Annotated in this window: 17 protein-coding genes and 1 pseudogene; 12 read left to right on the top strand and 6 right to left on the bottom strand. The window is 75.1% G+C overall.

Annotation, left to right across the window (positions count from 1 at the left end; genetic code table 11):
• Nucleotides 1–54 precede the first annotated feature (54 nt).
• A complete protein-coding gene (locus tag ACLJT4_RS00820; protein ID WP_411120514.1) occupies nucleotides 55–3,051 on the bottom strand; it encodes a lysylphosphatidylglycerol synthase domain-containing protein in 2,997 nt (998 codons plus the stop codon).
• Between the two features lie 240 nt (nucleotides 3,052–3,291).
• On the opposite strand from ACLJT4_RS00820, the gene ACLJT4_RS00815 reads away from it, so the two are divergent.
• The 5 genes from ACLJT4_RS00815 to nudC all read left to right on the top strand — a co-directional run bounded on the left by ACLJT4_RS00815 (nucleotide 3,292) and on the right by nudC (nucleotide 13,776).
• Nucleotides 3,292–3,726 (top strand): MGMT family protein, encoded by a 435-nt coding sequence (locus tag ACLJT4_RS00815; protein ID WP_411120513.1) that lies wholly within the window; start codon nucleotides 3,292–3,294, stop codon nucleotides 3,724–3,726.
• A 210-nt stretch (nucleotides 3,727–3,936) separates the two neighbouring features.
• Nucleotides 3,937–7,461: an ATP-dependent helicase gene (locus tag ACLJT4_RS00810; protein WP_411120512.1), complete on the top strand. Its 3,525-nt coding sequence runs from the start codon at nucleotides 3,937–3,939 to the stop codon at nucleotides 7,459–7,461.
• 110 nt (nucleotides 7,462–7,571) lie between these two features.
• On the top strand, nucleotides 7,572–11,354 hold the full coding sequence (locus ACLJT4_RS00805; protein WP_411120511.1) for a UvrD-helicase domain-containing protein: 3,783 nt from the start codon (nucleotides 7,572–7,574) through the stop codon (nucleotides 11,352–11,354).
• Between the two features lie 10 nt (nucleotides 11,355–11,364).
• A complete protein-coding gene (locus ACLJT4_RS00800) occupies nucleotides 11,365–12,765 on the top strand; it encodes a dipeptidase (RefSeq protein WP_411120510.1) in 1,401 nt (466 codons plus the stop codon).
• 75 nt (nucleotides 12,766–12,840) lie between these two features.
• On the top strand, nucleotides 12,841–13,776 hold the full coding sequence (nudC, locus tag ACLJT4_RS00795; protein ID WP_016576226.1) for an NAD(+) diphosphatase: 936 nt from the start codon (nucleotides 12,841–12,843) through the stop codon (nucleotides 13,774–13,776).
• 117 nt (nucleotides 13,777–13,893) lie between these two features.
• Here the strand turns inward: nudC and ACLJT4_RS00790 are convergent, their stop codons facing one another.
• Nucleotides 13,894–14,139: a mycoredoxin gene (locus ACLJT4_RS00790; protein WP_016576739.1), complete on the bottom strand. Its 246-nt coding sequence runs from the start codon at nucleotides 14,137–14,139 to the stop codon at nucleotides 13,894–13,896.
• Nucleotides 14,140–14,393: 254 nt separating this feature from the next.
• Between ACLJT4_RS00790 and ACLJT4_RS00785 the strand changes: the two genes are divergently transcribed.
• The 5 genes from ACLJT4_RS00785 to ACLJT4_RS00765 all read left to right on the top strand — a co-directional run bounded on the left by ACLJT4_RS00785 (nucleotide 14,394) and on the right by ACLJT4_RS00765 (nucleotide 18,234).
• Nucleotides 14,394–16,664: an ATP-dependent DNA helicase UvrD2 gene (locus ACLJT4_RS00785; protein ID WP_411120509.1), complete on the top strand. Its 2,271-nt coding sequence runs from the start codon at nucleotides 14,394–14,396 to the stop codon at nucleotides 16,662–16,664.
• Nucleotides 16,665–16,808: 144 nt separating this feature from the next.
• On the top strand, nucleotides 16,809–17,135 hold the full coding sequence (locus tag ACLJT4_RS00780; protein WP_038521634.1) for a hypothetical protein: 327 nt from the start codon (nucleotides 16,809–16,811) through the stop codon (nucleotides 17,133–17,135).
• A 119-nt stretch (nucleotides 17,136–17,254) separates the two neighbouring features.
• Nucleotides 17,255–17,605 carry a WhiB family transcriptional regulator gene (locus tag ACLJT4_RS00775; RefSeq protein WP_016574557.1) on the top strand — a complete coding sequence of 117 codons (351 nt, stop codon included), beginning with the start codon at nucleotides 17,255–17,257 and terminating at the stop codon, nucleotides 17,603–17,605.
• Nucleotides 17,602–17,919, top strand: a complete 318-nt coding sequence (locus ACLJT4_RS00770) for a hypothetical protein (RefSeq protein WP_411120508.1) — start codon at nucleotides 17,602–17,604, stop codon at nucleotides 17,917–17,919. The genes ACLJT4_RS00775 and ACLJT4_RS00770 overlap by 4 nt, the downstream gene beginning before the upstream one ends.
• A gap of 114 nt (nucleotides 17,920–18,033) precedes the next feature.
• Nucleotides 18,034–18,234 (top strand): hypothetical protein, encoded by a 201-nt coding sequence (locus ACLJT4_RS00765; protein WP_016574555.1) that lies wholly within the window; start codon nucleotides 18,034–18,036, stop codon nucleotides 18,232–18,234.
• A 3-nt stretch (nucleotides 18,235–18,237) separates the two neighbouring features.
• Here ACLJT4_RS00765 and ACLJT4_RS00760 read toward each other — a convergent pair whose 3' ends face one another.
• Nucleotides 18,238–19,704, bottom strand: a complete 1,467-nt coding sequence (locus ACLJT4_RS00760) for an ABC1 kinase family protein (RefSeq protein ID WP_411120507.1) — start codon at nucleotides 19,702–19,704, stop codon at nucleotides 18,238–18,240.
• Between the two features lie 34 nt (nucleotides 19,705–19,738).
• Nucleotides 19,739–20,878: a ThiF family adenylyltransferase gene (locus ACLJT4_RS00755; RefSeq protein ID WP_411120506.1), complete on the bottom strand. Its 1,140-nt coding sequence runs from the start codon at nucleotides 20,876–20,878 to the stop codon at nucleotides 19,739–19,741.
• Between the two features lie 189 nt (nucleotides 20,879–21,067).
• On the opposite strand from ACLJT4_RS00755, the gene ACLJT4_RS00750 reads away from it, so the two are divergent.
• Nucleotides 21,068–21,679 carry a M48 family metallopeptidase gene (locus ACLJT4_RS00750; RefSeq protein WP_411120505.1) on the top strand — a complete coding sequence of 204 codons (612 nt, stop codon included), beginning with the start codon at nucleotides 21,068–21,070 and terminating at the stop codon, nucleotides 21,677–21,679.
• A gap of 114 nt (nucleotides 21,680–21,793) precedes the next feature.
• Nucleotides 21,794–22,945 (top strand): annotated as a pseudogene (locus tag ACLJT4_RS00745) (TerD family protein); the annotation flags it as partial.
• 259 nt (nucleotides 22,946–23,204) lie between these two features.
• Here the strand turns inward: ACLJT4_RS00745 and ACLJT4_RS00740 are convergent.
• Both ACLJT4_RS00740 and ACLJT4_RS00735 read right to left on the bottom strand, forming a co-directional pair.
• Nucleotides 23,205–23,750 (bottom strand): NUDIX hydrolase, encoded by a 546-nt coding sequence (locus ACLJT4_RS00740; RefSeq protein WP_411120504.1) that lies wholly within the window; start codon nucleotides 23,748–23,750, stop codon nucleotides 23,205–23,207.
• Nucleotides 23,747–25,216, bottom strand: coding sequence for a zinc-dependent metalloprotease (locus ACLJT4_RS00735; RefSeq protein ID WP_331248695.1), 1,470 nt, complete (start codon nucleotides 25,214–25,216; stop codon nucleotides 23,747–23,749). Before ACLJT4_RS00735 ends, ACLJT4_RS00740 begins: the two co-directional genes overlap by 4 nt.
• Nucleotides 25,217–25,354 lie beyond the last annotated feature (138 nt).

Raw genomic sequence — 25,354 nt, 5'->3', positions numbered from 1 at the left:
GTCGTGTCTGTGCGGCCGGCCGGCCCACCGGTGGCGGCGGCCGGCCGGTCGGGCCTAGATCTCGCCCTTGCGGCTGAGGAAGCTGAAGGCCATCCAGCCCGGCAGCACCGGCAGCCAGAAGACCATCAGCCGGAACAGCAGCACCGCCGGGAGCGCCGTCTCGGCCGGCAGCCCGCCGATGGTCAGCGCACCCATCAGGGCGGCCTCCACGGCGCCCACCCCGCCCGGCGTCGGCGCCGCCGACCCCAGTGCGTTGCCCGCCAGGAAGGCCACCGCGATGCCGGCGTAGCTGATCTGGTCGCCGCCGCCGAACGCCCGGATCGAGGCGTCCAGGCACATCACGTTCGCCACCGTCAGCAGCAGCATCCCGCCGATGCCGGTGACCAGCTTCCGCGGCCGCTGGAGGATGTCCAGCATCCGCGGCACCACCCCGGCGAACAGCGACCGCAGCCGGGTCACCACGAACTTCCGCAGCACCGGCACCGCCGTGACGACCAGGATCAGCACGGCCACCGTCAGCAGACCGGCGATGACCGTCCGGGACGGCGAGATCTGCGGGGCGTGCTCGGTGCCCGTCAGGTAGCCGAACGCCAGCAGCAGCACGATGTGGCTGCCCAGCCCGAAGAGCTGGGACGCGCCGACGCTCGCCACCGCCAGCCCCGGACGCACCCCGGCCCGCTGGAGGAACCGGGTGTTCAGCGCCACGCCGCCGATCGCGGTGGGCGCCACCAGCTTCACGAAGTCGCCCGCGACCTGCGCGAGCAACGTCCGCAGGAACGAGACCTTCTCGGTGACGAAGCCCAGCAGGCTCATCGCCGCCGCGACGTACGTCAGCGCGGAGAAGAACGCCGCCACCAGCACCCACACCCACCGGGCCTGGTTGATCACGTCGCCGAGGTTGAAGTTGGTGAGCTGCGACAGCAGCACGTACGCGGCGAACGCGCCGGCGATCCAGCTGATCAGGATGCGTGGGCTGAGCCGTTCCAGCCTCGCCGGCTCGATCACCGCGCTCGGCCGGATCAGCAGCACCTGCCGGCGGATCTGCGCGAGCAGGTCCTCCTCCAGGGCCTCTTCCGACGCCTCCTCCAGGGCCCGCTTCTCGGCGCTCTTCTCGGCGTTGCGCACCGCCCGCAGCGCCTTGCGGTCCTGGGGGCCGTTGGCCTCCCTGGCCTCCCGTGCCTCCTTGGCGGCCTGCGACGCGGCGAGCACCGCCTCGCGCTCCCGCTTGGCCCGGTCCCGGGCCAGTTGGCGCAGGGTGGCCCGGGTGGTGCGGCTGAGCGCGATCGGCTGGAGCAGCGGCAGGCTGTCGGCCACCGCGTCCGGCCCGAGCACCTCGACGGCCGCGGCGACCGCCCGCTCCGCGCCGACCCGCAGTCCGCAGGTGGCCAGCAGCTGCGCGATGTCCATCCGCAGCACCACGTCGCCGGCGGCGATCTCGCCGCCCCGCAGGTCGGTCAGCACGATGTTGCCGGAACGGTCCACCAGCAGCGCCTCGCCGACCAGCCGCCGGTGCGCGATCCGCCGCGACTGCAGCGCGGCCACCTGGCGCCAGGCGCTGTGCATCAGCGCGTCGGTGATCTCGTCGTCGGCCAGCGCGTCGAAGGTGCGGCCGCCGATGTGCTCGTAGACCAGCATCACGGCGTCCGGGCCCAGCTCGGAGGTGGCGATCAGCTTGGGCGCGTTGGCCCCGGCGGCGATCGCCGCGTACGACAGCAGCGCCTCCTGCTCCAGGGCCTGGCGCAGCGACTGCAGGCTGCGGCGCTGGTTGATCCCGCGCAGCGACAGCCGGCGCCACACCCGGTAGAAGAAGCCCTGCGCCTGCTGCTCGCGGTCGACGACGGTGACGTCGATCGGCGGCCCGTCCTCCAGGGTGACGAGGTAGCGGCGGCCCCGGTCGGTGTGCTCCGGGCTGCCGGCGTCCTCCGCGCGCATCGCGCTGACCGGCCGGAAGCCGACCCTGCGCAGCCCCGCGAGAAGGTTCTGGCCGGTGGGGCGGACGTTGGGCGAGCCGACCGCGTAGAGGGTGCCGAAGGCGACGGTCCAGCCGATCAGCACGGTCACCACGATCGCGAACGGGGTGGTGTACCGCCCGATCAGCACCGCGAAGGCGTCCAGCAACAGGACGCACCACATCGCCACCCGCCAACGGGGGCGCCGGGACATCCCCACCGCCGTCATGTACGCGATCACCGGCGCCAGGTAGCTGTGCACCGGTGCGGAGAGCGACCCGTTGGCCAGCGGCTGGGTGAGCGCGCTGCGGATCGAGGCGGGGGCGGCCTCGGCGACCCAGAGGTCGGTGGCGAGCGACACCCCGTGCGCCAGGACGGCGGCCAGCACGCCGTCCGCGATCCGCAGCCCGTCCCGCTTGATCAGCCGCTCCACGGCGAACGCCACCGGCACGATCAGCACCAGGACGCTGGACGCCAGTCCGGCGAGGTTGATCAGCAGCGGCGGGGCCGCCCCGGCGCCCTGCCCGATGTCGTTCTTCAGGCCCTGGGTGGTGCCGTGCGCGAAGGTGGCCAGCGCCAGCACCAGCGCGATCCCGGCGATGCCGAGCAGCAGCCGCAGCAGGTCGGCGGGGCGGTGCACGCGCGCCGGCAGCAGCGGTTCGTCCACCGCCAGGCGGTCGACGTGGAACTCGCCGGTGTCCTGGAGCCCGTCCTCACAGCGGTGCGGGCCCGTGCGGGGCGCGTCGTCGGCGGTCTTGTGGTGCTCCAGCCCTTCGTCCGGCGGCTGGTCGCCGTGCTCGTCCTCCTTCGTCTGCCGGACGGGCTCGTGCCGCTCGGGTGGCTCGGGCGCCGTGGGCCGGTCCGGCCTCGCGGACGCCTCGGGTCGTTCGGCCTTCTCGATCGTGCTCGCCTTTTCGGTAGCGGGAGCCGTGGTCGGCTTCCGTCGCTGCTTCCCCTTCCCCGCCGCCCGCGGCCCGTGCGGCTGCGCGGTCCCCGCGGTCGGTTCCGGGGCGGTGCCGGTGACCAGCACGTCAGGGGCGCCCGCCTCCCGCGGAGGCGCCGCACCCTGCTGCTCGGCCGTCTCTTCTTGATCTCGTATCACCAGTCACCGTCCGGAAGATGGTGGCACGGCCGTCCGGTCCGGGGAGGCATCAGGGTGCATTTGGGGGCCACGGGAAGTGAAACCTCAGCCATTACAGCCACTACAGCCATGACAGCCATTGCGGCTATGACAGCCATGACAGCCACCGCACCGCCGCCTCCGCCCTGCTCCGCGCCGCCCCGGCCGGTGCGGATCGGGCATCCAAGCCCATTGTCGGTGCTGTGCGGCAGGATGGACCGAATGAAGGGGACCGGAGACACGTACAGCGCCGGCGCCGCCGGTGACCGGGCCGCGCCGGACGACGCAGCGGGCGCCGCGGTCGAACTGCCCGACTACGCGGAGCGGGTCCTCGGCGTCGCCGAGCTGATCCCGTCCGGCAGGGTCATGACGTACGGCGACGTCGCCGAGTGGCTCAAGGACGAGGAGCACCCGCAGGGGCCGGCGCCGGGCGGCCCCCGGCAGGTGGGGCGGGTGATGGCCCTCTACGGCGGCGCGGTGCCGTGGTGGCGGGTGGTGCGCGCGGACGGCGTGCTGCTGCCCGGGAGCGAACTGCGCGCCCTGGCCCACTACCGGGACGAGGGCACGCCCCTGAAGGGCGCCCCGGCCGCGTCCGAGGGCCACATACCGCGGATCGACATGCGGCGGGCCCGGTGGGACGGCGGCGACGGGGCGTAGCGCGCCGGCGCTCCCGCCGCCGGGTGTCCGGGCGGCGGCCGGTGCCCTGACGGCCGACCCGGCCGCGCGGCTCCCCGACCCGGTACGGTCGAGGACTGCCGTCCCGGCCGCGGTCCACCGCGACCGTCCCGACGGCCGGGACGCCCGGCGGTACCGTCCGGCCCCGTCCGCACCACGACCAGCACCTCCCTCCCAGGACCGGCGATCCACGTGAGTTCCTCCCTTCCGGCCGTCGGGCCGGCGCAGCCCCGCGCGGCGGCGCGACGCGGCGCCCCCGGCGCGTACCGCCTGGTGCGCACCCCGCCGGAGCGGACCGCGCCCCCCGACCTGGACGACGCCCAGCGCGCGGTGGTGGCGCACCGCGACGGCCCGCTGCTGGTCCTCGCCGGCCCGGGGACGGGCAAGACCACGACCCTGGTGGAATCCGTGGTGCGCCGCATCCGGGAGGGCGGCGACCCCGAGCGGATCCTCGTCCTTACCTTCAGCCGGAAGGCCGCGGTGGCCCTCCGCGACCGGCTGGCGGCGCGCCTGGCCGACGCGGACGTGCTCCCGGAGGGACCCGGTGGGCGCCGGACGGGCGTCCCCCAGGCCACCACCTTCCACTCCTTCTGTTACGCCCTGGTCCGCGCCCATCAGGACGCGGACCTCTTCGCCGACCCGTTGCGGCTGCTGTCCGGCCCCGAGCAGGACCTGGTCGTCCGCGAGCTCCTGGCGGGGCAGGCGGAGCTGGCCGGCGCCGGCCGCGCCCGGGCGGGCTGGCCGGACGAGCTGCGGGCCTGCCTGACCACCCGCGGCTTCGCCGACGAGGTCCGCGCGGTGCTGGCCCGCAGCCGGGAGCTGGGCCTGGACCCGGACGCGCTGGGCGACTTCGCCCGCCGCACCGGCCGCCCCGACTGGCAGGCCGCGGCCGCCTTCCTCGCCGAGTACCTCGACGTCCTGGACGCCCAGGGGGTGCTGGACTACGCCGAGTTGGTGCACCGGGCGGTGCTGCTGGCGGAGGGCCCGGAGGCCGCCGCCCGACTGGCCGGCGCCTACGACGCGGTCTACGTCGACGAGTACCAGGACACCGACGTCGCCCAGGTGCGGCTGCTGCGGGCGCTCGCCGGCCACCGGGGCGCGCCGGCCGCGGCCGGCTCCCCGGGGCGCACGCTGCTCGCCTTCGGCGACCCCGACCAGTCGATCTACGCGTTCCGGGGCGCCGACGTCAACGGCATCCTCGACTTCCCGGAGACCTTCCGGCGGGCCGACGGGGAACCAGCCCCGGTGGCCGTCCTGCGCACCTCCCGCCGCTCCGGCGCCGCCCTGTTGGCCGCCACCCGGCTGATCACCCGCCGGATGCCACTCACCCGCCTGCCGTCCGCCGCCGTCCGCGCCCACCGCGAGCCGACGCCCGTACGGGACGGCGGCCGGGTCGCGGCGTACACCTACCCGACGCCCGGCGCCGAGCTGGACAACATCGCGGACCTGCTCCGCCGGGCCCACCTGGAGGAGGGGATGCCCTGGCGCGAGATGGCCGTGCTGGTGCGCGCCGGGGGGCGCTCGATCCCGACCCTGCGCCGGGCGCTCACCGCCGCCGGGGTCCCGCTCGACATCGACGGCGACGACCTGCCGCTGCGCCACGAACCGGCGGTCGGCCCGCTCCTGACCGCGCTGCGGGTGGCCGCGGGGGCGCCGGCCGAGCGATCCACCGGCGGGGCCGCGCGCGGCGACACCGCCGCCGCCGACGAGGCGGCAGACGCCGTGACGGCCGTGGCCGCCGAGCACGCCGTGGACGCAGTGGACGCCGCCGAGGCGTCCGACGCAGTCGTGGCGGGCGCGGCGGAGACGACCGACACCCCGGACCACACCACCGCCCCGCGGATCGACGCCGAGACCGCCATAGACCTGCTCACCTCTCCCCTGGGCGGCATGGACGCCGCCGACCTGCGGCGGCTGGGCCGGGCGCTGCGCGAGGAGGAGCGGGCGGCCGGCCAGCCGCTGCCGCCGCCCTCCGACGAGCTGATCGCCCGCGCGCTGGCCGAGCCCGAGCGGCTGGTGGCGCACGATCCCGGCTACGCCCGTGGGGCCCAGCGGCTCGGCTTGCTGCTGCGCAAGGCCCGCGAACTCCTCGCCGGCGGCGGGACGGCCGAGCAGGCGCTGTGGGAGCTATGGGACGGCACTCCCTGGCCGGGGCGGCTGGAACGAGCCGCCCGGCGCGGCGGCGCCGCCGGCCGCAACGCCGACCGGGACCTGGACGCGGTGGTCGCGCTCTTCGAGACCGCGGCCCGCGCCGAGGAGCGCACCGGCGGCCGCGGCGCCCGCAACTTCCTGGAGGAATTGGACGCCCAGGACATCGCCGCCGACACCCTCACCCGCCGGACGGTCCGCCCCGACGCGGTCCGGCTGATGACCGCGCACCGCGCGAAGGGCCTGGAATGGCGCCTCGTGGTGGTCGCCGGGGTCCAGGAGGGGCTCTGGCCCGATCTGCGCCGGCGCGGTTCGCTCCTGGAGGCGGACCGGATCGGTCGGGACGGCCTGGCCGAACCGCTCACCCCGGGCGCCCTGCTCGCCGAGGAGCGCCGGCTGTTCTACGTGGCGGCGACCCGGGCCCGGGAACGCCTGGTGGTCACCGCCGTGAAGGCGGCCGCCGAGGACGGTGACCAGCCGTCCCGGTTCCTCACCGAGCTGGGCGTCACCCCCCAGGACGTCACCGGGCGGCCCCGCCGCCCCCTGACGGTGGCCGCGCTCGTCGCGGAGCTGCGCGCCACCACCGTCGACCCGGAGGCCGGTCCGGCGCTGCGCGAGGCCGCCGCCGAGCGGCTGGCCAAGCTGGCCGCGCTGTGCGACGACGACGGGTACCCCCTGGTGCCGGCCGCGCACCCGGACAGCTGGTGGGGCCTGCACGAGCCGACCGACAACGCCGTCCCGCTGCGCGACCGCGACCGGCCGGTGGTGCTCTCCGGCAGCGCCCTCGACCAACTGGCGAACACCTGCGCCCTCCAGTGGTTCCTGGGGCGCGAGGTGAAGGCCGACGCCCCGGCCACCGCCGCCCAGGGCTTCGGCAACGTCGTCCACGTCCTCGCCGACGAGGTCGCCTCCGGCCGCACCCCGGCCGACCTGTCCGTCCTGATGGCACGGCTGGACTCGGTGTGGGACGCGCTCGCCTTCGACGCCCCGTGGAAGTCCCGCCAGGAGAAGGACAGCGCCCGCGCCGCCCTGGAGCGCTTCCTGCGCTGGCACGTCATGGAGCGCGAGACCCTCGGCCGGCACACCGTCGCCACCGAGCACGGCTTCGACGTCACCCTCGCCGCCGGCGCCTACGAGGTCCGCATCCGCGGCAGCATGGACCACGTGTCGACGGACGCCCAGGGCCGCGCCTACGTCGTCGACTTCAAGACCGGCAAGCAGAAGCCGACCGGGCCCGAGGTCCTCCGCCACCCGCAGCTCGCCGTCTACCAGCTCGCGGTCCGCGAGGGCGCCCTCGACGACGCCGTCGACGGGGACCGGCCGGAGCCGGGCGGCGCCGAACTGGTCCACCTGCGGTTGGGCGCGCCCCGCAAGGAGGGCGGCGACGCGCTGCCGGCCGTCCAGGCGCAGCCCCCGCTGGACGGCGACTGGGTCGGCGACCTGCTGGCCACCGCCGCCGGCCGCGTCCTGGAGGAGCGCTTCACGCCCACCACCGGTGCGCACTGCACGCACTGTGCGTTCCGGGCCTCGTGCAGCGCGCTGCCGGAGGGCCGGCAGATCGTGGAGTGAGCCGACCGCCGCCCCTCACCACGCACCCCGACGGGGTACGTGCACCGCGCTGACCTGCCCGGACTCCGGTCATGACGGGAATGTCAGTGCCGGCCGTTACGGTGTCCGATGTGTCAGCCCGCATCACCGACCCCGAGCAGCTCAAGGAGCTGTTGGGCATCCCGTTCACCCCGGAGCAGACGGCGTGCATCACGGCCCCGCCCGCCCCGCAGGTCATCGTGGCCGGCGCCGGTTCGGGCAAGACCACGGTGATGGCGGCCCGGGTGGTGTGGCTGGTCGGCACCGGCCAGGTCGCCCCCGAGCAGGTCCTCGGGCTGACGTTCACGAACAAGGCGGCCGGGGAGCTCGCCGAGCGGGTCCGCGCCGCCCTGCTGGCGGCCGGCGTCACCGACCCCGACGCGCCCGTCCCGGCCGGCGGCGGCGCACAGCCGCCCACCGAGGCGCCCCCCGGGGAGCCGCGGATCTCCACGTACCACGCCTTCGCCGGCCAGCTCCTGAAGGACCACGGCCTGCGCATCGGCCTGGAGCCCAGCGCCCGCCTGCTCGCCGACGCCACCCGCTTCCAACTCGCCGCCCGCACCCTGCGCGCCGCCCCCGGCCCGTACCCGTCGCTCACCACCTCGCTGCCCACCCTGGTGGAGGACCTCCTCGCGCTCGACGGCCAGCTGGCCGAGCACCTGGTGGACCCGGACGCCCTGCACGCCCACGACACCGCCCTGCTCGCGGCCCTGGACGGCGCCAAGCTCAGCAACGCCGAGCTGCGCAAGGTCCCCGAGGCAGCCCGCGGCCGGCTGGAGCTGCTCGACCTGGTCGCCGCCTACCGCCGCGAGAAGCGCCGCCGCGACCTGCTGGACTTCGGCGACCAGATCGCCCTCGCGGCCACCCTGGCCACCACCCGTCCCGAGGTCGGCGCCCTGCTGCGCGACGAGTTCCGGGTCGTCCTGCTCGACGAGTACCAGGACACCTCCGTCGCCCAGCGGCTGCTGCTCTCCGGCCTCTTCGGCGCCGGCGGCGACAGTGGCGACGGCGGCGACGGCGGGGCCGGCACCGGGCCCGCCACCGGGGCCGCCACCGGGCACGCCGTCACCGCCGTCGGCGACCCCTGCCAGGCCATCTACGGCTGGCGCGGCGCCTCCGTCGCCAACCTCGACGACTTCCCCACCCACTTCCCGTTCGCCGACGGCAGCCCGGCCCGCCGCTTCGCCCTCAGCGAGAACCGCCGCAGCGGCGGCCGCCTCCTGGACCTCGCCAATCGCCTGGCCGCCCCGCTGCGCGCGATGCACGCCGGTGTGGAGGCGCTCCGCCCGGCCCCCGGCGCCGAGCGGGACGGCGTGGTCCGCTGCGCCCTGTTGCCGACCCACCGCGAGGAGCTCGGCTGGCTCGCCGACTCCCTCGCCCACCTGGTCCGCACCGGCACCCCGCCCGGCGGGATCGCGGTGCTGTGCCGGACCGCGGCCGACTTCGCCGGCATCCAGGGCGAGTTGGTCGCGCGGGACGTTCCGGTGGAGGTCGTCGGCCTCTCCGGGCTGCTGCACCTGCCCGAGATCGCCGACCTGGTCGCGACCTGCGAGGTCCTCCAGGACCCGACGGCCAACGCCGCCCTGGTCCGGCTGCTGATCGGTCCCCGCTGGCGGATCGGCGCCCGCGACCTCGCGCTGCTGGGCCGCCGGGCCCGCGCCCTGGCCCACACCTCCGCGCCCGGCGGTTCGCCCGACGACGACCCCCAGCGGCGCCTCGCCGCGGCCGTCGAGGGCGTCGACCCGGCCGAGACGATCTCGCTCGCCGACGCGCTGGACACCTTCTTGGAGTCCGGCGGTGCCGACGACGGCCTGCCGTTCTCCCCGGAGGCCAGGGTCCGCTTCGCCCGCCTGGCCGCCGAACTCCGCGACCTGCGGCGCTCGCTCGCCGACCCGTTGATGGACGTGCTCCACCGGATCCTCGCCGTCACCGGCCTGGAGGTGGAGCTGTCCGCCTCGCCGCACGCCCTCGCCGCCCGTCGCCGGGAGACCCTGGGCACCTTCTTGGACATCGCCGCCGGGTTCGCCGCCAAGGAGGGCGGCGCCGCCCTCGACGGCGAGGCGACCCTGCTGGCCTTCCTCGGCTTCCTGCGCACCGCCGTCCAGTTCGAGAAGGGCCTGGACAGCTCGCTCCCGGGGGGCGAGGACACCGTCAAGGTGCTCACCGCCCACAAGTCCAAGGGCCTGGAGTGGGACGTGGTCGCGGTGCCCGGCCTGGTGGCCAAGCAGTTCCCCAGCGAGCAGGCCCGGGAGTCCTGGATCAGCCGCGCCAAGGTGCTGCCGCACGCCCTGCGCGGCGACGCCGTGACGCTGCCCGACGTGGCGGAGTGGACCGCCCGCGGCGTCAAGGACTTCAAGGAGGCGATGAAGCAGCACCAGGAGACCGAGGAGCTCCGCCTGGGCTACGTCACCTTCACCCGCCCGCGCTCCCTGCTGCTCGGCTCCGGCCACTGGTGGGGCCCCAGCCAGAAGCGGTCCCGCGGCCCGTCCGCCTTCCTGACGGCGCTCTGCGAGCACTGCGAGGCCGGCCACGGCGAGATCGAGGTCTGGGCCGACCCGCCCGAGGAGGGCGCCGAGAACCCGGCGCTCGCCGAGGCCGCCGCCGACCAGCCCTGGCCGCTGCCGCTGGACCCCGCGGCCCTGGCCCGCCGCCGCCGGGCCGCTGACACGGTCCGCGCCCACCTCGCCGCCCAGGCCGCCCCGGCCCCCGCCCCCGCGCCCCCCGCGTACGACCCGGAATGGCCGCCCCCACCGGACGACGAGGAGTGGGCGGCCGCCCTTGAGGACGCGCCGTACCCGCCCTACGAGGACGCTCCCTACGAGGACGCTCCCTACGACGACGCCATGGCGGGGGCCCACGACGAGGCCCCCTACGCCCACGACCAGGACCCGTACGAGGGCGCCCCCGACGACGCGTACGCCGCCGCCTCCCAGGTATCCGCCGCTTCCCAGGAATCCCATGAATCCGGGGAATCCGGAGGAGGGGCGAGCGCCCCGGCCCCCGCCCCGCGCCCCCGCCTGATCGCCCAGCGTTCCGCCGAGCCCGATCCGGCCGCCCTCGCGTCCGGTCCCGGTCCGGGCGTGCCCGCCCCCGGTGGCCCGGTGGCTCCCACGGGTGAGCGGTCCGCGTCGCTGGTGCCCGAGGAGCGCCGCACCGTGGCGTCCTGGGACCGCGATCTGGGCGCGCTCGCCGCCGAGCTGCGCAGTTCCCGGGCCCGGGTCCGGGACGTCCCGCTGCCGGCCTCCCTGACCGCCACCGAACTGCTCCACGTCGCCGCCGACCCCGACGGCTTCGCCCGCGAGCTGGCCCGTCCGATGCCGCGCCGCCCGCAGCCCGCGGCCCGCCGCGGCACCCGTTTCCACGCCTGGGTCCAGTCCCGGTTCGAGGAGTTGCCGCTGCCGCTGCTCGGCCCGGAGGAGCTGCCCGGCGCCGAGCCCGGCGAGGCCGCGGAGATCGCCGACGAACAGGACCTGACGGCCTTGAAGGAGGCGTTCGCCCGGACCCCGTACGCCCACCGCACCCCGTTCCGGGTGGAGGTCCCGTTCCGCATGACGCTCGCCGGGCGGGTCGTCCGCGGCCGGATCGACGCGGTCTACAAGGAGCACGGCCCCGACGGCGACCGCTTCGAGATCATCGACTGGAAGACCGGCCGGCAGCTCCCCGCGGGCGGGGGCGGCGCGGACCCGCTCCAGTTGGCCGTCTACCGCCTGGCCTGGGCCGAGCGGTACGGTCTGGACCCCGCCGCGGTGGGCGCCGCGTTCCTCTTCGTCCGCACCGGGGAAGTGGTCCGGCCCGCCCGCCTGCCGGGCCGCGCCGGGCTCGAACGGATCCTGCTGGGCGAGACCCCCGGCCGGTATCCCCCGGAAGGCCGATAGGCTCGGGCGTATGAGCACCACCCCGGACAACGCCGTCCGCGCGTACCTCGCCGACCACCGCGACGCCTTCCTCGCCGACCTCGCGCAGTGGCTGCGTATCCCCTCCGTCTCCGCCGACCCGGGCCGTACGGAGGACGTGCGCCGCAGCGCCGACTGGCTCGCCGCCAAGCTCGCGGAGACCGGCTTCCCGGTGACCGAGGTGTGGGAGACCGAGGGACTGCCCGCGGTGTTCGCCGAGTGGCCCTCCGGGGACCCGACTGCCCCGACGGTGCTCGTCTACGGCCACCACGACGTCCAGCCCGCCGCCCGGGAGGACGGCTGGCACACCGACCCCTTCGAGCCGGTGACCGTCGACGGCCGCCTCTACGCGCGCGGCGCCGCCGACGACAAGGGCCAGGTCTTCTTCCACACCCTGGGCGTCCGCGCCCACCTCGCCGCGACCGGCCGGACGGCCCCCGCCGTCAACCTCAAGCTGCTCATCGAGGGTGAGGAGGAGTCCGGCTCTCCGAACCTCCCGGCCCTGATCACGGCCCGCGCCGACCGCCTGGCCTGCGACGCCGTGATCGTCTCCGACACCGGCATGTGGGCCGAGGACACCCCCACCGTCTGCACCGGCATGCGCGGCCTGACGGACTGCCAGATCGATCTGTACGGCCCCGACCAGGACATCCACTCCGGTTCGTTCGGCGGTGCGGTGCCCAATCCGGCCACCGAGGTGGCCCGGCTCGCCGCCGCGCTGCACGACGTCGACCGGCGGGTCGCGATCCCCGGCTTCTACGACGGGGTGATCGAACTCACCGACCGCGAGCGGGAGCTCTTCGCCGAGCTGCCCTTCGACGAGGAGCGCTGGCTGGCGACCGCGCATTCGCACGCCACCCTCGGCGAGCGCGGCACCACCACGCTGGAGCGCATCTGGGCCCGCCCCGCCGCCGAGGTCAACGGCATCGGAGGCGGCTACCAGGGCCCGGGCAGCAAGACCATCGTGCCGGCCGCCGCCCAGCTGAAGCTCTCCTTCCGCCTGGTCGCCGGCCAGGACGCCGAGGCCGTCCAGCAGGCGGTCCGGGACTGGGTCGCCGACCGGCTCCCGGCCGGCATCCGGCACGAGATCACCTTCTGGGGCGCCACCCGTCCCTGCCTCACCCCGCTCGACCACCCGGCGCTGCAGTCCGTGACCCGCGCCATGGGCCGGGCCTTCGAGACGGAGATCCGCTACACCCGCGAGGGCGGTTCGGGTCCGGCGGCCGACCTCCAGGACGTCCTCGGCGTCCCGGTCCTCTTCCTGGGCATCTCGGTGCCCTCCGACGGCTGGCACGCCCCGAACGAGAAGGTCGAACTCGACCTGTTGATGAAGGGCGTGGAGGCCGCCGCCTACCTCTGGGGCGACCTGGCGGACGCCTGGCGTCCGTCCTGACCCGCGCCCACCGCCGTACCGCTCCGCGCCCGCACGCAGCAATCACCCACGCCATAGGGGGAGTTGGAAACAGCAGTGACCACCTGGACCGACCGCACGGCCGACCGGCCGATCACCTTCAGCGCGCCGAGCGGAATTGACCGCTCCGCCCACCATCGGCTCGACGAGGCATGGCTGGCGGCGGCCTGGAGCCACCCGACGACGCGCGTCTTCGTCGTGTCCGGGGGCCAGGCGCTGATCGACGACACCCCCGACGGCCGCACCGAACTGATCATGACGCCCTCCTTCGAGGCGCCGCTGACCGAGGCCCACCGCTACTACCTCGGCACCGACGAGGACGGCGTCAGCTACTTCGCCCTCCAGAAGGACGCGCTGCCCGGCCGCCTGGACCAGTCCGCCCGCGCCGCCGGGCTCCGCGAGGCCGGCCTGCTGCTCTCCCCCCGGGACGCCGGCCTCCTCGTCCACGCCGTGGCCCTGGAGAACTGGCAGCGGATGCACCGCTTCTGCTCCCGCTGCGGCGAGCGGACCGTGATCGCGGCCGCCGGCCACATCCGCCGCTGCCCGGCCTGTGGCGCCGAGCACTACCCGCGCACCGACCCGGCCGTGATCATGCTCGTCACCGACGACCAGGACCGCGCCCTGCTCGGCCGCCAGGTCCACTGGCCCGAGGGGCGCTTCTCCACCCTGGCGGGCTTCGTCGAGCCGGGCGAGTCCATCGAGCAGTCGGTCGCCCGGGAGGTCTTCGAGGAGGCCGGGGTCGTCGTCGGGGAGGTCGAGTACGTCGCCAGCCAGCCCTGGCCCTTCCCCTCCAGCCTGATGCTGGGCTTCATGGCCCGCGCCACCTCCGCCGAGATCCAGGTGGACGGCGAGGAGATCGAGGAGGCCCGGTGGTTCTCCCGGGACGACCTCAGCGCCGCCTTCGCCTCCGGCGAGGTCATGCCGCCCTACGGCATCTCCATCGCGGCACGGCTGATCGAGCGCTGGTACGGGCAGCCGCTGCCCAAGCCGTGACCCGTGCGGCCCGGGGTGCGGTGATCACCGCACCCCGGGCCGGCGGACGGCACTGGGCCGTCGGCCGGCTCCCTCACGGACCGGCCGACGGCCCCGCTCCTGCGGTGCGCCGGGCCCTCAGGCCGCCGCCACCTTCTCCTTGACCTGCGCCAGGGACGGGTTGGTCAGCGTCGTGCCGTCGGCGAAGAGCACGGTCGGCACCGTCTGGTTGCCGCCGTTGGCCTTCTCGACGAACGCCGCGGACTCCGGGTCCTGCTCGATGTTGACCTCGGTGTACGCAATGCCCTCGCGGTCCATCTGGCCCTTCAGCCGACGGCAGTAACCGCACCAGGTCGTGCTGTACATCGTCACAGTGCCCGCCATGCGCCCCGCGCTCCTTAGCTCGGTGTGGATCGTGATCAGGTGCCACGCGCATCGCTCCGACGCCGTGGCACTGATGTCGACAACGTTCACCGGCCCCGGACCATTCCCGGCCGTCCGCCGGCCCCCACCACCGTCCCTCGGCCGGGCCCCACCGGGCCCCCGGCCGTCCCAAGCCGGGCCCGCCGGTACGACCGGCCCCCGGGCGCTGTGGACGGTTTTCCCGGGTGCGCCCGCGGACCTGGCAGCATGGCGGGGTGACAGCAGCAACGGACGCCACTCTCTTCCCGCAGGTTCCGGGCGGCTCTCCCCACGCGGTTCCGCCGAGCGGGGCCGACGCGGTGCTCCAAGGGCTCGACCCCGAGCAGCGGGAGGTCGCCACGGCCCTGCACGGACCCGTGTGCGTCCTGGCCGGTGCCGGCACCGGCAAGACCCGCGCGATCACCCACCGCATCGCCTACGGCGTTCAGGCCGGCATCCTGCAGCCCGCCAGCGTGCTCGCGGTCACCTTCACCGCCCGCGCCGCCGGCGAGATGCGCGGCCGGCTCCGGCAGCTGGGCGCGGCCGGCGTCCAGGCCCGCACGTTCCACTCCGCGGCCCTGCGCCAGCTCCAGTTCTTCTGGCCGCGGGCGGTCGGCGGCGAGCTGCCGCGGCTCCTCGACCGCAAGGGCCCGCTGATCGCGGAGGCCGCCGCCCGCTGCCGCCTCCGCCTCGACCGCAACGAGCTGCGCGACGTCACCGGCGAGATCGAGTGGTCCAAGGTCACCCAGACGGTGCCCGCCGACTATCCGGCCGCGGCCGCCAAGGCCGGCCGTGAGGCGCCCCGCGACCCCGCCGAGATCGGGCAGATATACGCCACGTACGAGCAGCTCAAGCGGGACCGCGGCACCATCGACTTCGAGGACGTGCTGTTGCTCACGGTCGGCGTGCTCCAGGACCGGCACGACATCGCCGAGCAGGTCCGCTCCCAGTACCAGCACTTCGTCGTCGACGAGTACCAGGACGTCAGCCCGCTCCAGCAGCGGCTGCTGGAGCTGTGGCTCGGCGACCGCGACACCCTGTGCGTGGTCGGCGACGCCAGCCAGACGATCTACAGCTTCACCGGCGCCACCCCGGACCACCTCCTCGACTTCCGCAGCCGCCACCCGCACGCCACGGTCGTCAAGCTCGTCCGCGACTACCGCTCCACCCCCCAGGTCGTCCACCTCGCCAACGGCCTGCTCTCCCGGGCCCGGGGCCGCGCCGCCGAGCACCGCCTGGAGCTGGTCTCGCAGCGCGAGCCGGACACCGAACCGGTCTTCACCGAGTACGGCGACGAGCCCGCCGAGGCCGAGGGCACCGCCCGCCGGATCCGCGACCTGATCGCAGCCGGCGTACCGGCCAGCGAGATCGCTGTCCTCTTCCGCATCAACGCCCAGTCCGAGGTCTACGAGCAGGCCCTCGCCGACGCCGACGTGCCCTACCAACTGCGCGGCGCCGAGCGGTTCTTCGAACGGCCCGAGGTCCGCGAGGCCGGCGTCAAGCTCCGCGGCGCGGCCCGCTTCGGCGGCAACGACACCCTGCTCGCCGGCGCCGCCGACCTGCCGTCCGAGGTGCGCGCGGTGCTCAGCGACACGGGCTGGACCGACCGGCCGCCGGCCGGCTCCGGCGCGGCCCGCGACCGCTGGGAGTCGCTCGCCGCCCTGGTCCGGCTCGCCGAGGACTTCGCCCGGGCCCGCCCGGCCGCCACCCTCGCCGACCTGGTCGCCGAACTCGACGAGCGGGCCGCCGCCCAGCACGCCCCCACCGTCGAGGGCGTCACCCTCGCCTCGCTGCACGCCGCCAAGGGCCTGGAGTGGGACGCGGTCTTCCTGGTCGGCCTCACCGAGGGCATGCTGCCGCTCCACCACGCCCGCACCGACGAGCAGGTCGAGGAGGAGCGCCGGCTGCTCTACGTCGGCATCACCCGCGCCCGCCGCCACCTGGCGCTGTCCTGGTCGTTGGCCCGCTCGCCCGGCGGGCGGGCGGTGCGCAGCGCCAGCCGCTTCCTGGACGGCCTGCGGCCCGGCACCGGCTCGGCCCGCCGCCGCACCGCCGGGGTGCTCACCGGCGGCATTGAGCGCGGCGGCAGCGCCCCGGCGGCCGCCGGCCGGCCGGCGCGCGCGCACCGCAGCCCGGCCCGCTGCCGGGTCTGCAACCGCACGCTGACCGATCCCGGCGAGATGAAGCTGATGCGCTGCGAGGACTGCCCCTCGGAGCTCGACGAGGCGCTCTACGAGCGGCTGCGGGACTGGCGCGCCGAGCAGGCCGCGCGCACCCGCCAGCCGGCCTACTGCGTCTTCACCGACAAGACCCTGATGGCCATCGCCGAGGCCGTCCCGATGGCCGCCGAGGAGTTGGCCGTCATTCCCGGCGTGGGCCGCCGCAAGTTCGACCGCTTCGGCGCCGACGTACTGGCGATCTGCGCCGGTGAGGAGCTCGGCGCGCAGCCCGGCGGGGACCTCGCGGAGGGGCCCGACGACGCCACGGAAAACTCGTCGGAAAAATAGTTTGCGCGCGTGGAGCGCATCCCCATAGCCTCTCGGAAGCAGCGGAAACACCGGAACTTCCGGGATCCGATGATTCCGTGCTGTACTTGAACGCCCCGGATCGGGTTTTCCCGGTCCCCTAGACGCCGAGAGGAGGCGAGCCCAGTGATCAGCTTCATCGAGACCAACAAAATGACCGATCTCTCGGTCGTCGCCCCCTGCGCTCTTGGCGTCTCGCTCCTGGGCACCGGTCTGTCCGGCTCCGGCCGACTGTCCGGTACCGAGGTCGCGCGTCCCGACGCCCTCGCCGTTCCGACGGTGGGCGAGCCGATCGTGCGACCGACCGAGGCACCCGCAGCAGCGGTGGCGACGGCACGGGCGAATGCCTTTGCCTTCGCGACGGCGGCCAACGGTGCCGAACCCCGGAAGTACCAGTCGCAGCATGACATGTGGGCCTACCGCGGCCTCGAATCCTGGAGAGATCCAGCCTGATCGGCGATCAGGTCGGCACCTTCCAGGGCCGCGGAACCCACACCGGGATCCGCGGTCCTTTTGTTTTGCCCAACGTGCCCGCCACCAGCCGGGCCGGAACAGACGAGGAACACACCACCGTGCAACTCCAGACGCACACCCCGTCCGCCACCGACCTGATCCCTCCGCCAGACCCCCAGGAGAACCCCTTGCTGCCCCTCACCGAGCTCGACGACGAGATCGACCGCCTCGGCACCTCCGTCCCCTGCCGCACCTACGACCCCGAGGTCTTCTTCGCGGAGTCCCCGGCCGACGTCGAGTACGCCAAGACGCTGTGCCAGACCTGCCCGGTGCGGGACGCCTGCCTGGCCGGCGCCAAGGACCGCCGCGAGCCGTGGGGCGTGTGGGGCGGTGAGCTCTTCGTGCAGGGCGTCGTCGTGCCGCGGAAGCGTCCGCGGGGTCGTCCGCGCAAGAACCCGGTCGTGGCATGAACACCGCGCGCACAGGAACGATCGACCGTCCCCTCACCCGGGACCCCCAGAAGCAGGACCCCACGATGAACCCGACTTTCACCGACACCACCGCACCCACGAACGTCAGCGCGATCGAGTCGCGTCAGAACAGGAACCTCGCCATGCAACTCATGCCAGAAGCCCTGGCCAGGGCCCATGTGGAACAACGCCTTTCCGAAGCCGAGTCCCAACGCAGAGGACATCGGCTCGCGGCCGCGCGGCGGATGCAGCGGCGCGCCGAGCGCGCGTCGCTGCGCGCCCGCCGGGCGTTGGCCATGGCCGTGATGCAGTGACCGGGCGGACCCGCACCGTGCACTGAGCCCGTGAGCACCGCGGGGCCCGTCCGACCGGACGGGCCCCGCGGTGCGTTGCGTCCCGGTTCACGACCCTTGCGGGGATATCGTCGGATGGTGGACCAGAAGACGCAGCAACAGGCGGAGTTGACCTCCGACGGCACGGTGTGCACGCGCTGCGGCGCGGTGGCCGAGGGCACCCCGCCGACGTGGACCTGCTCGGTCGAGAACGGCGAGCGCCGGTACTTCTGCGACCGCTGTGCCCGGGACAACATCCGCGCCATCGAAGGCCGGCTGGATTCCAGCTGGTGGTGAGGGTCAGGCCGGACTCTCCGCCGGACTGCCGGCGGAGTCCGCCGCATCCGTCGAGGCGCCCTCTTCCGCCGAGCCGCCGTCCGCCTCGTCGTGGCCCGCGGTGTCGTCGTCCGTCGCGTCCGCCTCGGCTGCGGCGGACAGGAACCCCGGCATCCACGCCTCCAACTCCGCGCGCAGCCGTACCGTCGCCCCCAACTGGCACAGCACCCCGATGGTGCTCAACGTCACACGGTGTATCAGGAGGTAGGCGGGCGGCAGGTTGAGCTGCTTGCCCAACTGGTGTGCGGGGGAGCGCGGATCGCCGATCCGGGCCGCCTGCCGCCGCATCCAGCCCCGGGTGAAGGTGAACGCGTCCAGCTGCGCGGGTTCGATGATCGGCAGCAGGTACTCCAGCACCGCGTCCGGGTCCAGCTCGATGGACTCCTTGACGAAGCCCTCCTCGCACAGCATGCGGTAGACCGCGTCCGCCTCGCCGTCCAGCGCCATCCGCAGCGAACTGCCGATCGTCGGCGGCAGCCCGTCCGGCAGCCGGTCGACGGTGCCGAAGTCCAGCACGCCCAACCGCCATTCGGCCACCGGGCCGTCCGGCGTCCTGCCGGGGAGCAGGCGGAAGTTGCCCGGATGCGGGTCGGCGTGCAGCAGGCCGGTGCGTGCCGGACCGGAGAAGAGGAAGTGCGCCAGCAGCTGCCCGGCGCGGTCGCGCTCCTCCTCGGTGCCGTCGGCGATCACCTCGGACAGCGGCACCCCCTCCAGCCACTCCGTCACCAGCACCTGGTCGCTCTGGTGCACCACGGCCGGCACCACCACGTCCGGGTCGCCGGCGAACTCCGCGGCGTGCGCCCGCTGGGCCTCGGCCTCCAGGGCGTAGTCCAGCTCTTCGGAGACCCGGTCGCGCAGCTCGGTGATGAGCGGCTTGATGTCCATGCCCGGGATCAGCGGTCCGAGCAGCCGCGCGAACCGGCTGAGCTGCGTCAGGTCCGACAGCAGTGCCGGGCCGGCCCCCGGGTACTGCACCTTGACCGCCACCTCGCGACCGTCGTGCCACACCGCCCGGTGCACCTGTCCGATCGACGCCGCCGCGGCCGGCCTGTCCTCGAACTCCTCGAACAGCTCCCGCCAGTCCTCCCCGAGCCGCTCGGCCAACACGGCGTGCACGGTGCTGGCCGGCAGCGGCGGGGCCGCTTCCTGGAGCTTCGTCAGGGCCGCGCGGTAGGGACCGGCGACCTCCTCGGGCAGCGCCGACTCGAAGACGGACAGCGCCTGCCCGAACTTCATCGCACCGCCCTTCAACTCGCCGAGCACCTTGAACAGCTGCTCCGCGGTGCGCTGTTGGAGCTCCCGGCCGACGATCTCGGCGGACTTGCCACCGATCCGTTTGCCCAGGCCCCAGGTGGCGCGGCCGGCGAACCCCAGTGGCAGGGCGGCCAGCTTGGCGGTGCGGGTGACCGCCTTACGGGGAAGATCAGACATGCGCCCCTCCAACTCACACCGTCCCCTACCGGGGTTACCCCGTCATTGTTGCGTGTCGCGGCCGAGGATCCGAGGTGTCCGCCGTGCCCCGTCCACCGGCGGCCCCGCAGCCGCAAGCGGGATGCGGGGCGATCCGCACCGTCCGCACGCTCGCGCACGGCAGCGGCAGCTCCATCCGCGCGCCGGTGCACGGCGGCGGCTCGCCGTCGAGAAACGCCAGCGCCTGCACGGCGGCGAGCCCCGCGACCGCCGTCGCCAGCGCCGCGTCACAGGCCGGTACCGCCGGCGTGCCGCGACCCGAACGCCACTGCGCCAGCAGCCGCGGCCAGGCCGGCTCCGCGTCCGTACGGCGGAGTTGGTCGCAGCCGGCGCAGGCCGAGACGCCGGGCACCACCAGCGGCCCCACCACCCCGGTGCCCTCCAGCACCCCCGCGTAGAGGTGCGGGACGCCGGCGGCGAGCAGCGGCTCGGCGAGCACCGGGTCGGGGGCGTAGGCGCCGAGGCCGTCGCGCGGGGCGAGCACCAGGAGACAGACGCCTGGTTCACCGGCCTCGGTGACCGGGCCGCCGGGCCGGGGCCGTCGGCTCCACGGGGAGGACTCCCGGACCAGCCGCCGCGCGGACTCGGCCCGCCGCTCGCCGACCTGGCCGGGGGTCGGCCCGCCCGGCACCACGTCCCACGGCGCGACCGTGCCGCCGTCCACCACGTCCACCCGGCCGACCCCCGAGGCGGACAGCAGTGCCGCGACCTGGGCGCCGACCCGCCCGGCCCCCTTGACCTTCACCCGGACCGACCGGCGCGCCCCCAACTGCGCCAGCGGTCCCGCCGCCCCCGGGCGCTGCCGCACCGACAGGGCGGACAGATCCGCCCGCAGCCGCGCGACGGCCCGGTCGTCGGTCCGCACGGCGCCGTCCGCCGGCCCGTCCGTCGCCGGCGGCTCCAGGAGCCCGGCCGCGTCGAGCCGCGCCACCACCCCGCGCGCCCGCTCCGGCGCCACGTCCAGTGCCACGGCTGCGTCGAGCAGTTGCGACAACGAGCGGGTGCCGTCGATCAACTCCAGGAAGCTGCCGGTCGCGAGGTCGACCGGGCCGACCACCCGGGCATGCGCCGGCGCCACCCCGAACCGCACCGTCTCCCGGTCCTGCCAGCCGCGCCGCAGCGCGGGCTTGAGCATCGGATGCACGTCATCCGCCCCCGTTCCGTCTCGTCCGGCCTCCAGCATGCGCCGGCCGGGCGCCGGACCCCGAAGTTATCCACAGGCGCCGGCCCGGAGTCGTACAAGCGGTGCACGCCGGGGGCGTTCAGGTGGCGAACCGTCCGAGGGTCGGGACTTCCCCCCGTGCCAGCGGGTAACGTCGGGCGCGTGCCCGCCGACCCTTCCCCGCGCGGATCCGGGGAGACACCCCTGCGCCGCGCCGCCGATCGCCCGCGGCGGGCCGAGCCGAGCCCGCCGGCCCGCCCGGTCGAGGTGCGCCGCAGCAGCAGGCGACGCCGGACGGTCTCCGCGTACCGCGAGGGCGATCGCACCATCGTGCTGATCCCGGCCCGGATGTCGCAGGCCGAGGAACAGCGCTGGGTGTCGGTGATGCTGGACAAGCTCGCCGCCCAGGAGAGCAAGCGGATGCTCGGCGACGGCGAGTTGGCCGAACGGGCCGAGCGGCTCTCGGGGCACTACCTCGACGGCCGTGCCCGGCCGGCGTCGGTCCGCTGGGTCACCAACCAGAACACCCGCTGGGGATCGTGCACCCCGGCCGAGGGCAGCATCCGGCTGTCGCACCGCCTCCAGGGCATGCCGGAGTACGTCATCGACTACGTCCTGCTGCACGAGCTGGCGCACCTCCTCGTCCCCGGTCACGGGCCGGAGTTCTGGCGGCTGTTGGATCCCTATCCGCGCACCGAACGGGCCCGCGGCTACCTCGAAGGCGTGGTGGCCGCCGACCGGCTGCCGCACCTGCCCGCCGCCCGCCGTCGCTGAACCGCCAGTCCCGGTCCGTTCCCCGACGCGCCCCGCCACCGCGGACCGTCGGTGCCAGCCGTTAGCCTGGCGTGGGTAGGGATGCACTGCGAGAGCGGGGGAGGGGCGTTGCACATGGCCAGGGAGTTCCAGCGGGGCCACAAGGCCAGGCTCGCCGATCTGACGGCGGATCGGGACCTGTACGTCGGGGTGCAGATCGCCGGGCCCGGCCTGGCCTTCGACATCAGCTGCTTCGGCCTGGACGCCGACGAGCGGCTCTCCGACGACCGCTACTTCGTCTTCTACAACCAGCCCGCGGCCCCCGAGGACGCGATCCGGCTGCTCGACCCGCAGCCCGGCGACACCGCGTCCTTCCACGTCGCCCTCGACCGCCTACCGTCGCAGGTCCGCAGGCTGACCTTCACCGCCTCCCTCGACGGCGAGGGCCAGATGGCGCAGGTCGGCCCCGGCTGCCTGCGTGTCGTGGCCGGTGGCCAGGAGGTGGCCCGGTACCCGTTCACCGGCGCCGAGTTCAGCACCGAGCGCGCCGTGATGCTCGGCGACCTCTACGTCAAGGACGTCTGGCGGTTCGCGGCGGTCGGTCAGGGGTTCGACGGCGGGTTGGAGGCGCTGCTGACGAACTTCGGCGGCGAGGTCCTGGAGGAGGACGCCGCCGGCCAGGCACCGGCTGTATCCGCCGCCGCGCAGGACGACGCCGACTTCACGCTGTCCCCGCCGGCCCCGGGGCCCGACCCGTCCGCCGCGCCGCCCGCCCTCGCCGTGCCGCCGGCCGTTCCGGCACCGCCCGCGCCGGCCGTCCCCGACCCGCGCGCGCCCGCCCCGCACCCTCAGCGGTCGACGCCGCCCCCGCTGCCGCAGCCGGCCGTCGCACAGTCCCCGCAGCCCGCCGCCGCGCAGATCCACAGTGCGCCGACGGTCATCGCGCCGATGGTCCCGCCCGGTGGACAGGTGCCGCCGCCGGCGTTGCAGGGACCGCCGCCCCCGCCGCCCCCGCCGCCGGGCATCGGCATGCAGGGACCGCCGCCCCCGCCGTACGGCCAGGTGCCCGGTGGGCACCCGGCCGGTCAGCAGCCGCCCCCGCTGCCGCCGTACGGCCAACAGCCGCCGCAGTACGGCCAACAGCCGCCCCCGCCGCCCCCGTACGGTCAGCAGCCCCCGCCGGTCCCGCCGTACGGCCAACAGCCTCCGCCGGCGCCCCCGTACGGTCAGCAGCCGCCGCCGGTGCAGCAGTACGGCGCGCCGCAGGGGCCGCCCGTGCCGCTCCCGCCGCCCGCCGCGTACGGGCAGCCGGGCCAGCAGCCGCCGCCTGCCCCCTATGCACCGAACGCCCCGTACCCGGCGCCGGGCGCGCCGCTGCCCGAGGACGGCGGTACGGGCCCGTGGCACCGTCCCGACGAGCCGGGAGCGCCCGGCGCACCGCACGGCCAGCAGCCCCGAGGCTGACTCGCCCGGGCCACCCGTCACGCATGCGGCCGGCGTCCGCCCCTCCTCGGGGGTGGCCGCCGGCCGCAAGTGTGACGTCGGGTCAGGAAGAAGCCGCGGACAGCAGGGCCCGGGTGTCCGCCACCAGACGCACCACCGAGTCGTCGGCGACCGCGGCCACCTCGTCGTAGCGGAACCAGCGCAGGTCCAGCGACTCGTCGCTGATCTTCGCCACCGCATCCGCGGGCGCCAGCGCCGCGTACTGCACGTCGAGGTGGACCGCGCAGGGCGTCTGGTGCCGGTCCAGTCGCACCGGCGCGCCGCCCAGCAGCGTCAGCCCGTGCGCGATCCCGGACTCCTCACGCGCCTCGCGCAGCGCCGCGTCGGCCAACGAGGCGTCCTCGGGCTCACAGTGGCCGCCCATCTGGAGCCACATCTCCAACTTGCGGTGCAGGGTGAGCAGCACCCGCCCGCCGGCCGGGTCGATCACCAGCGCGCTGGCCGTGACGTGCCCGTCCTTGCATGGCTTCCACATGCCGTCCTGATGGGCCACGAGGTGGTCCAGGTAGGCCAGCCGCAGCCGCTCCTGATCAGCCGACGGCGCGGGCCACTCCTTGAGCACCCGCGCCGCCTCCGCGTGCAGGCTCACTTGGCGCCGTCACCCTTGCCCTCGGCCGGCCCGTCCTCGGGGCCCTCGGCGGCGTCGTCCCCGGCCCGCTTGGTCAGGTCCGGGCCGCTGCCGCTCGCCGCCTCGCCCAGCATCTTGTCGAGCTCGGAGAAGTCCGCGTGCTCGTGGTGGACGAAGCCGTCGGGGTCGTCCAGGTCGGCCGCCGTCGGCAGCATGTCCGGGTGCTCCCACAGGCCGTCGCGGCCGTCCAGGCCCCGCGCGTCCGTCAGGGACGCCCACAGCCGCGAGGCGTCGCGCAGCCGCCGCGGACGCAGCTGGAGCCCGATCAGCGTCGAGAAGGTCTGCTCGGCCGGGCCGCCGGTGGCGCGGCGCCGCCGCAGCGTCTCGCGGAGCTTGTCCGCGGATGGCAGGTGCGGCTTGGCGGCAGCGTGCACCACCGCGTCCACCCAGCCCTCGACGAGTGCCAGGGCGGTCTCCAGGCGGGCCAGGGCGGCCTTCTGCTCCGGGGTGTCCTCGGGCTGGAACATGCCGCCCTGGAGGGCGTTCTGCAGCTCCTCGGGGTGCTGCGGGTCGATCTGGCCGACCATGTCCTCCAGCTTGGTCGTGTCGACCTTGATGCCGCGCGCGTAGCCCTCCACGGCACCGAAGAGATGCGAGCGCAGCCACGGAACGTGGGCGAAGAGCCGCTGGTGGGCTGCCTCGCGCAGGGCGAGGTAGAGCCGCACCTCCTCCTCCGGGACGCCCAGTCCGGCGCCGAACGCCTTGACGTTCGCCGGCAGCAGCGCGGCCTTGCCGGCGGGGCCCAGCGGCAGCCCGACGTCCGTCGAACCGACGACCTCGGAGGCCAGCACGCCCAGCGCCTGCCCGATCTGGGTGCCGAACATCGCGCCGCCCATGGAGCGCATCATCCCGAGCAGCGGGCCGGCCATGGCCTGCATCTCCTCGGGCAGCACCTCGCCCATCGCCAGTCCGACCCGCTCCGCGAGCGGGTCGACCAGGTCCTTCCACACCGGCAGGGTCTCCTCGACCCACTCGGCGCGGCTCCAGGCCACCACCGAGCCGGCGCCCGACGGGAGCGACGTCACCCCGTCCAGCCACAGGTCCGCGAGCCGCACGGCGTCCTGGACGGCCGCGCGCTCACCGGAGGAGACGCTGGCGTCCTTGCTGCCGTCCTCGGCACCCTGCGCGACGGTCTGCCGCGCGATGTCCTTGGCCATCTCCCAGTTCACCGGGCCGCCCTCGTAGGAGAGCATCTGACCGAGCCGCTGGAAGGCGGCGCCGAGGTCACCAGGGTCCATCTGGCCGCCGGGTCCGCCCATGCCGCCGAAGAGCGCCGCGAACGGGTTGTCCGCGCCGCCGCTCCCGCCGCCGAACCCGAAGGGGTTCGCGGGGCCCTGGCTACCTCCCTGGCCGCCCTTCTTCTCGCCGTTGTCGCCGTCCTCCGGCTCCTCCGGCGGAAGGCCGAATCCAAATGGGGTGTCACTCACGGGTTTCCTCGGCTCGTAGGGCCGCCGGCCCTACGCCGACGGCGGCTGCCCGACATCACCTCCAGCGTAGACACTCGCCCCGCCCTGGGGCTCGGTGCTTCGCTGTCCCGGTGGCTGCGGCAGGATGGATGCCACCTG

Origin of the sequence: Streptomyces sp. x-19 (genome assembly GCF_046549115.1) — a bacterium.
In the GTDB taxonomy this organism is placed as follows: Bacteria; Actinomycetota; Actinomycetes; order Streptomycetales; family Streptomycetaceae; genus Streptomyces; species Streptomyces albulus_C.
This window is presented reverse-complemented; position numbering and strand designations above follow the sequence as displayed.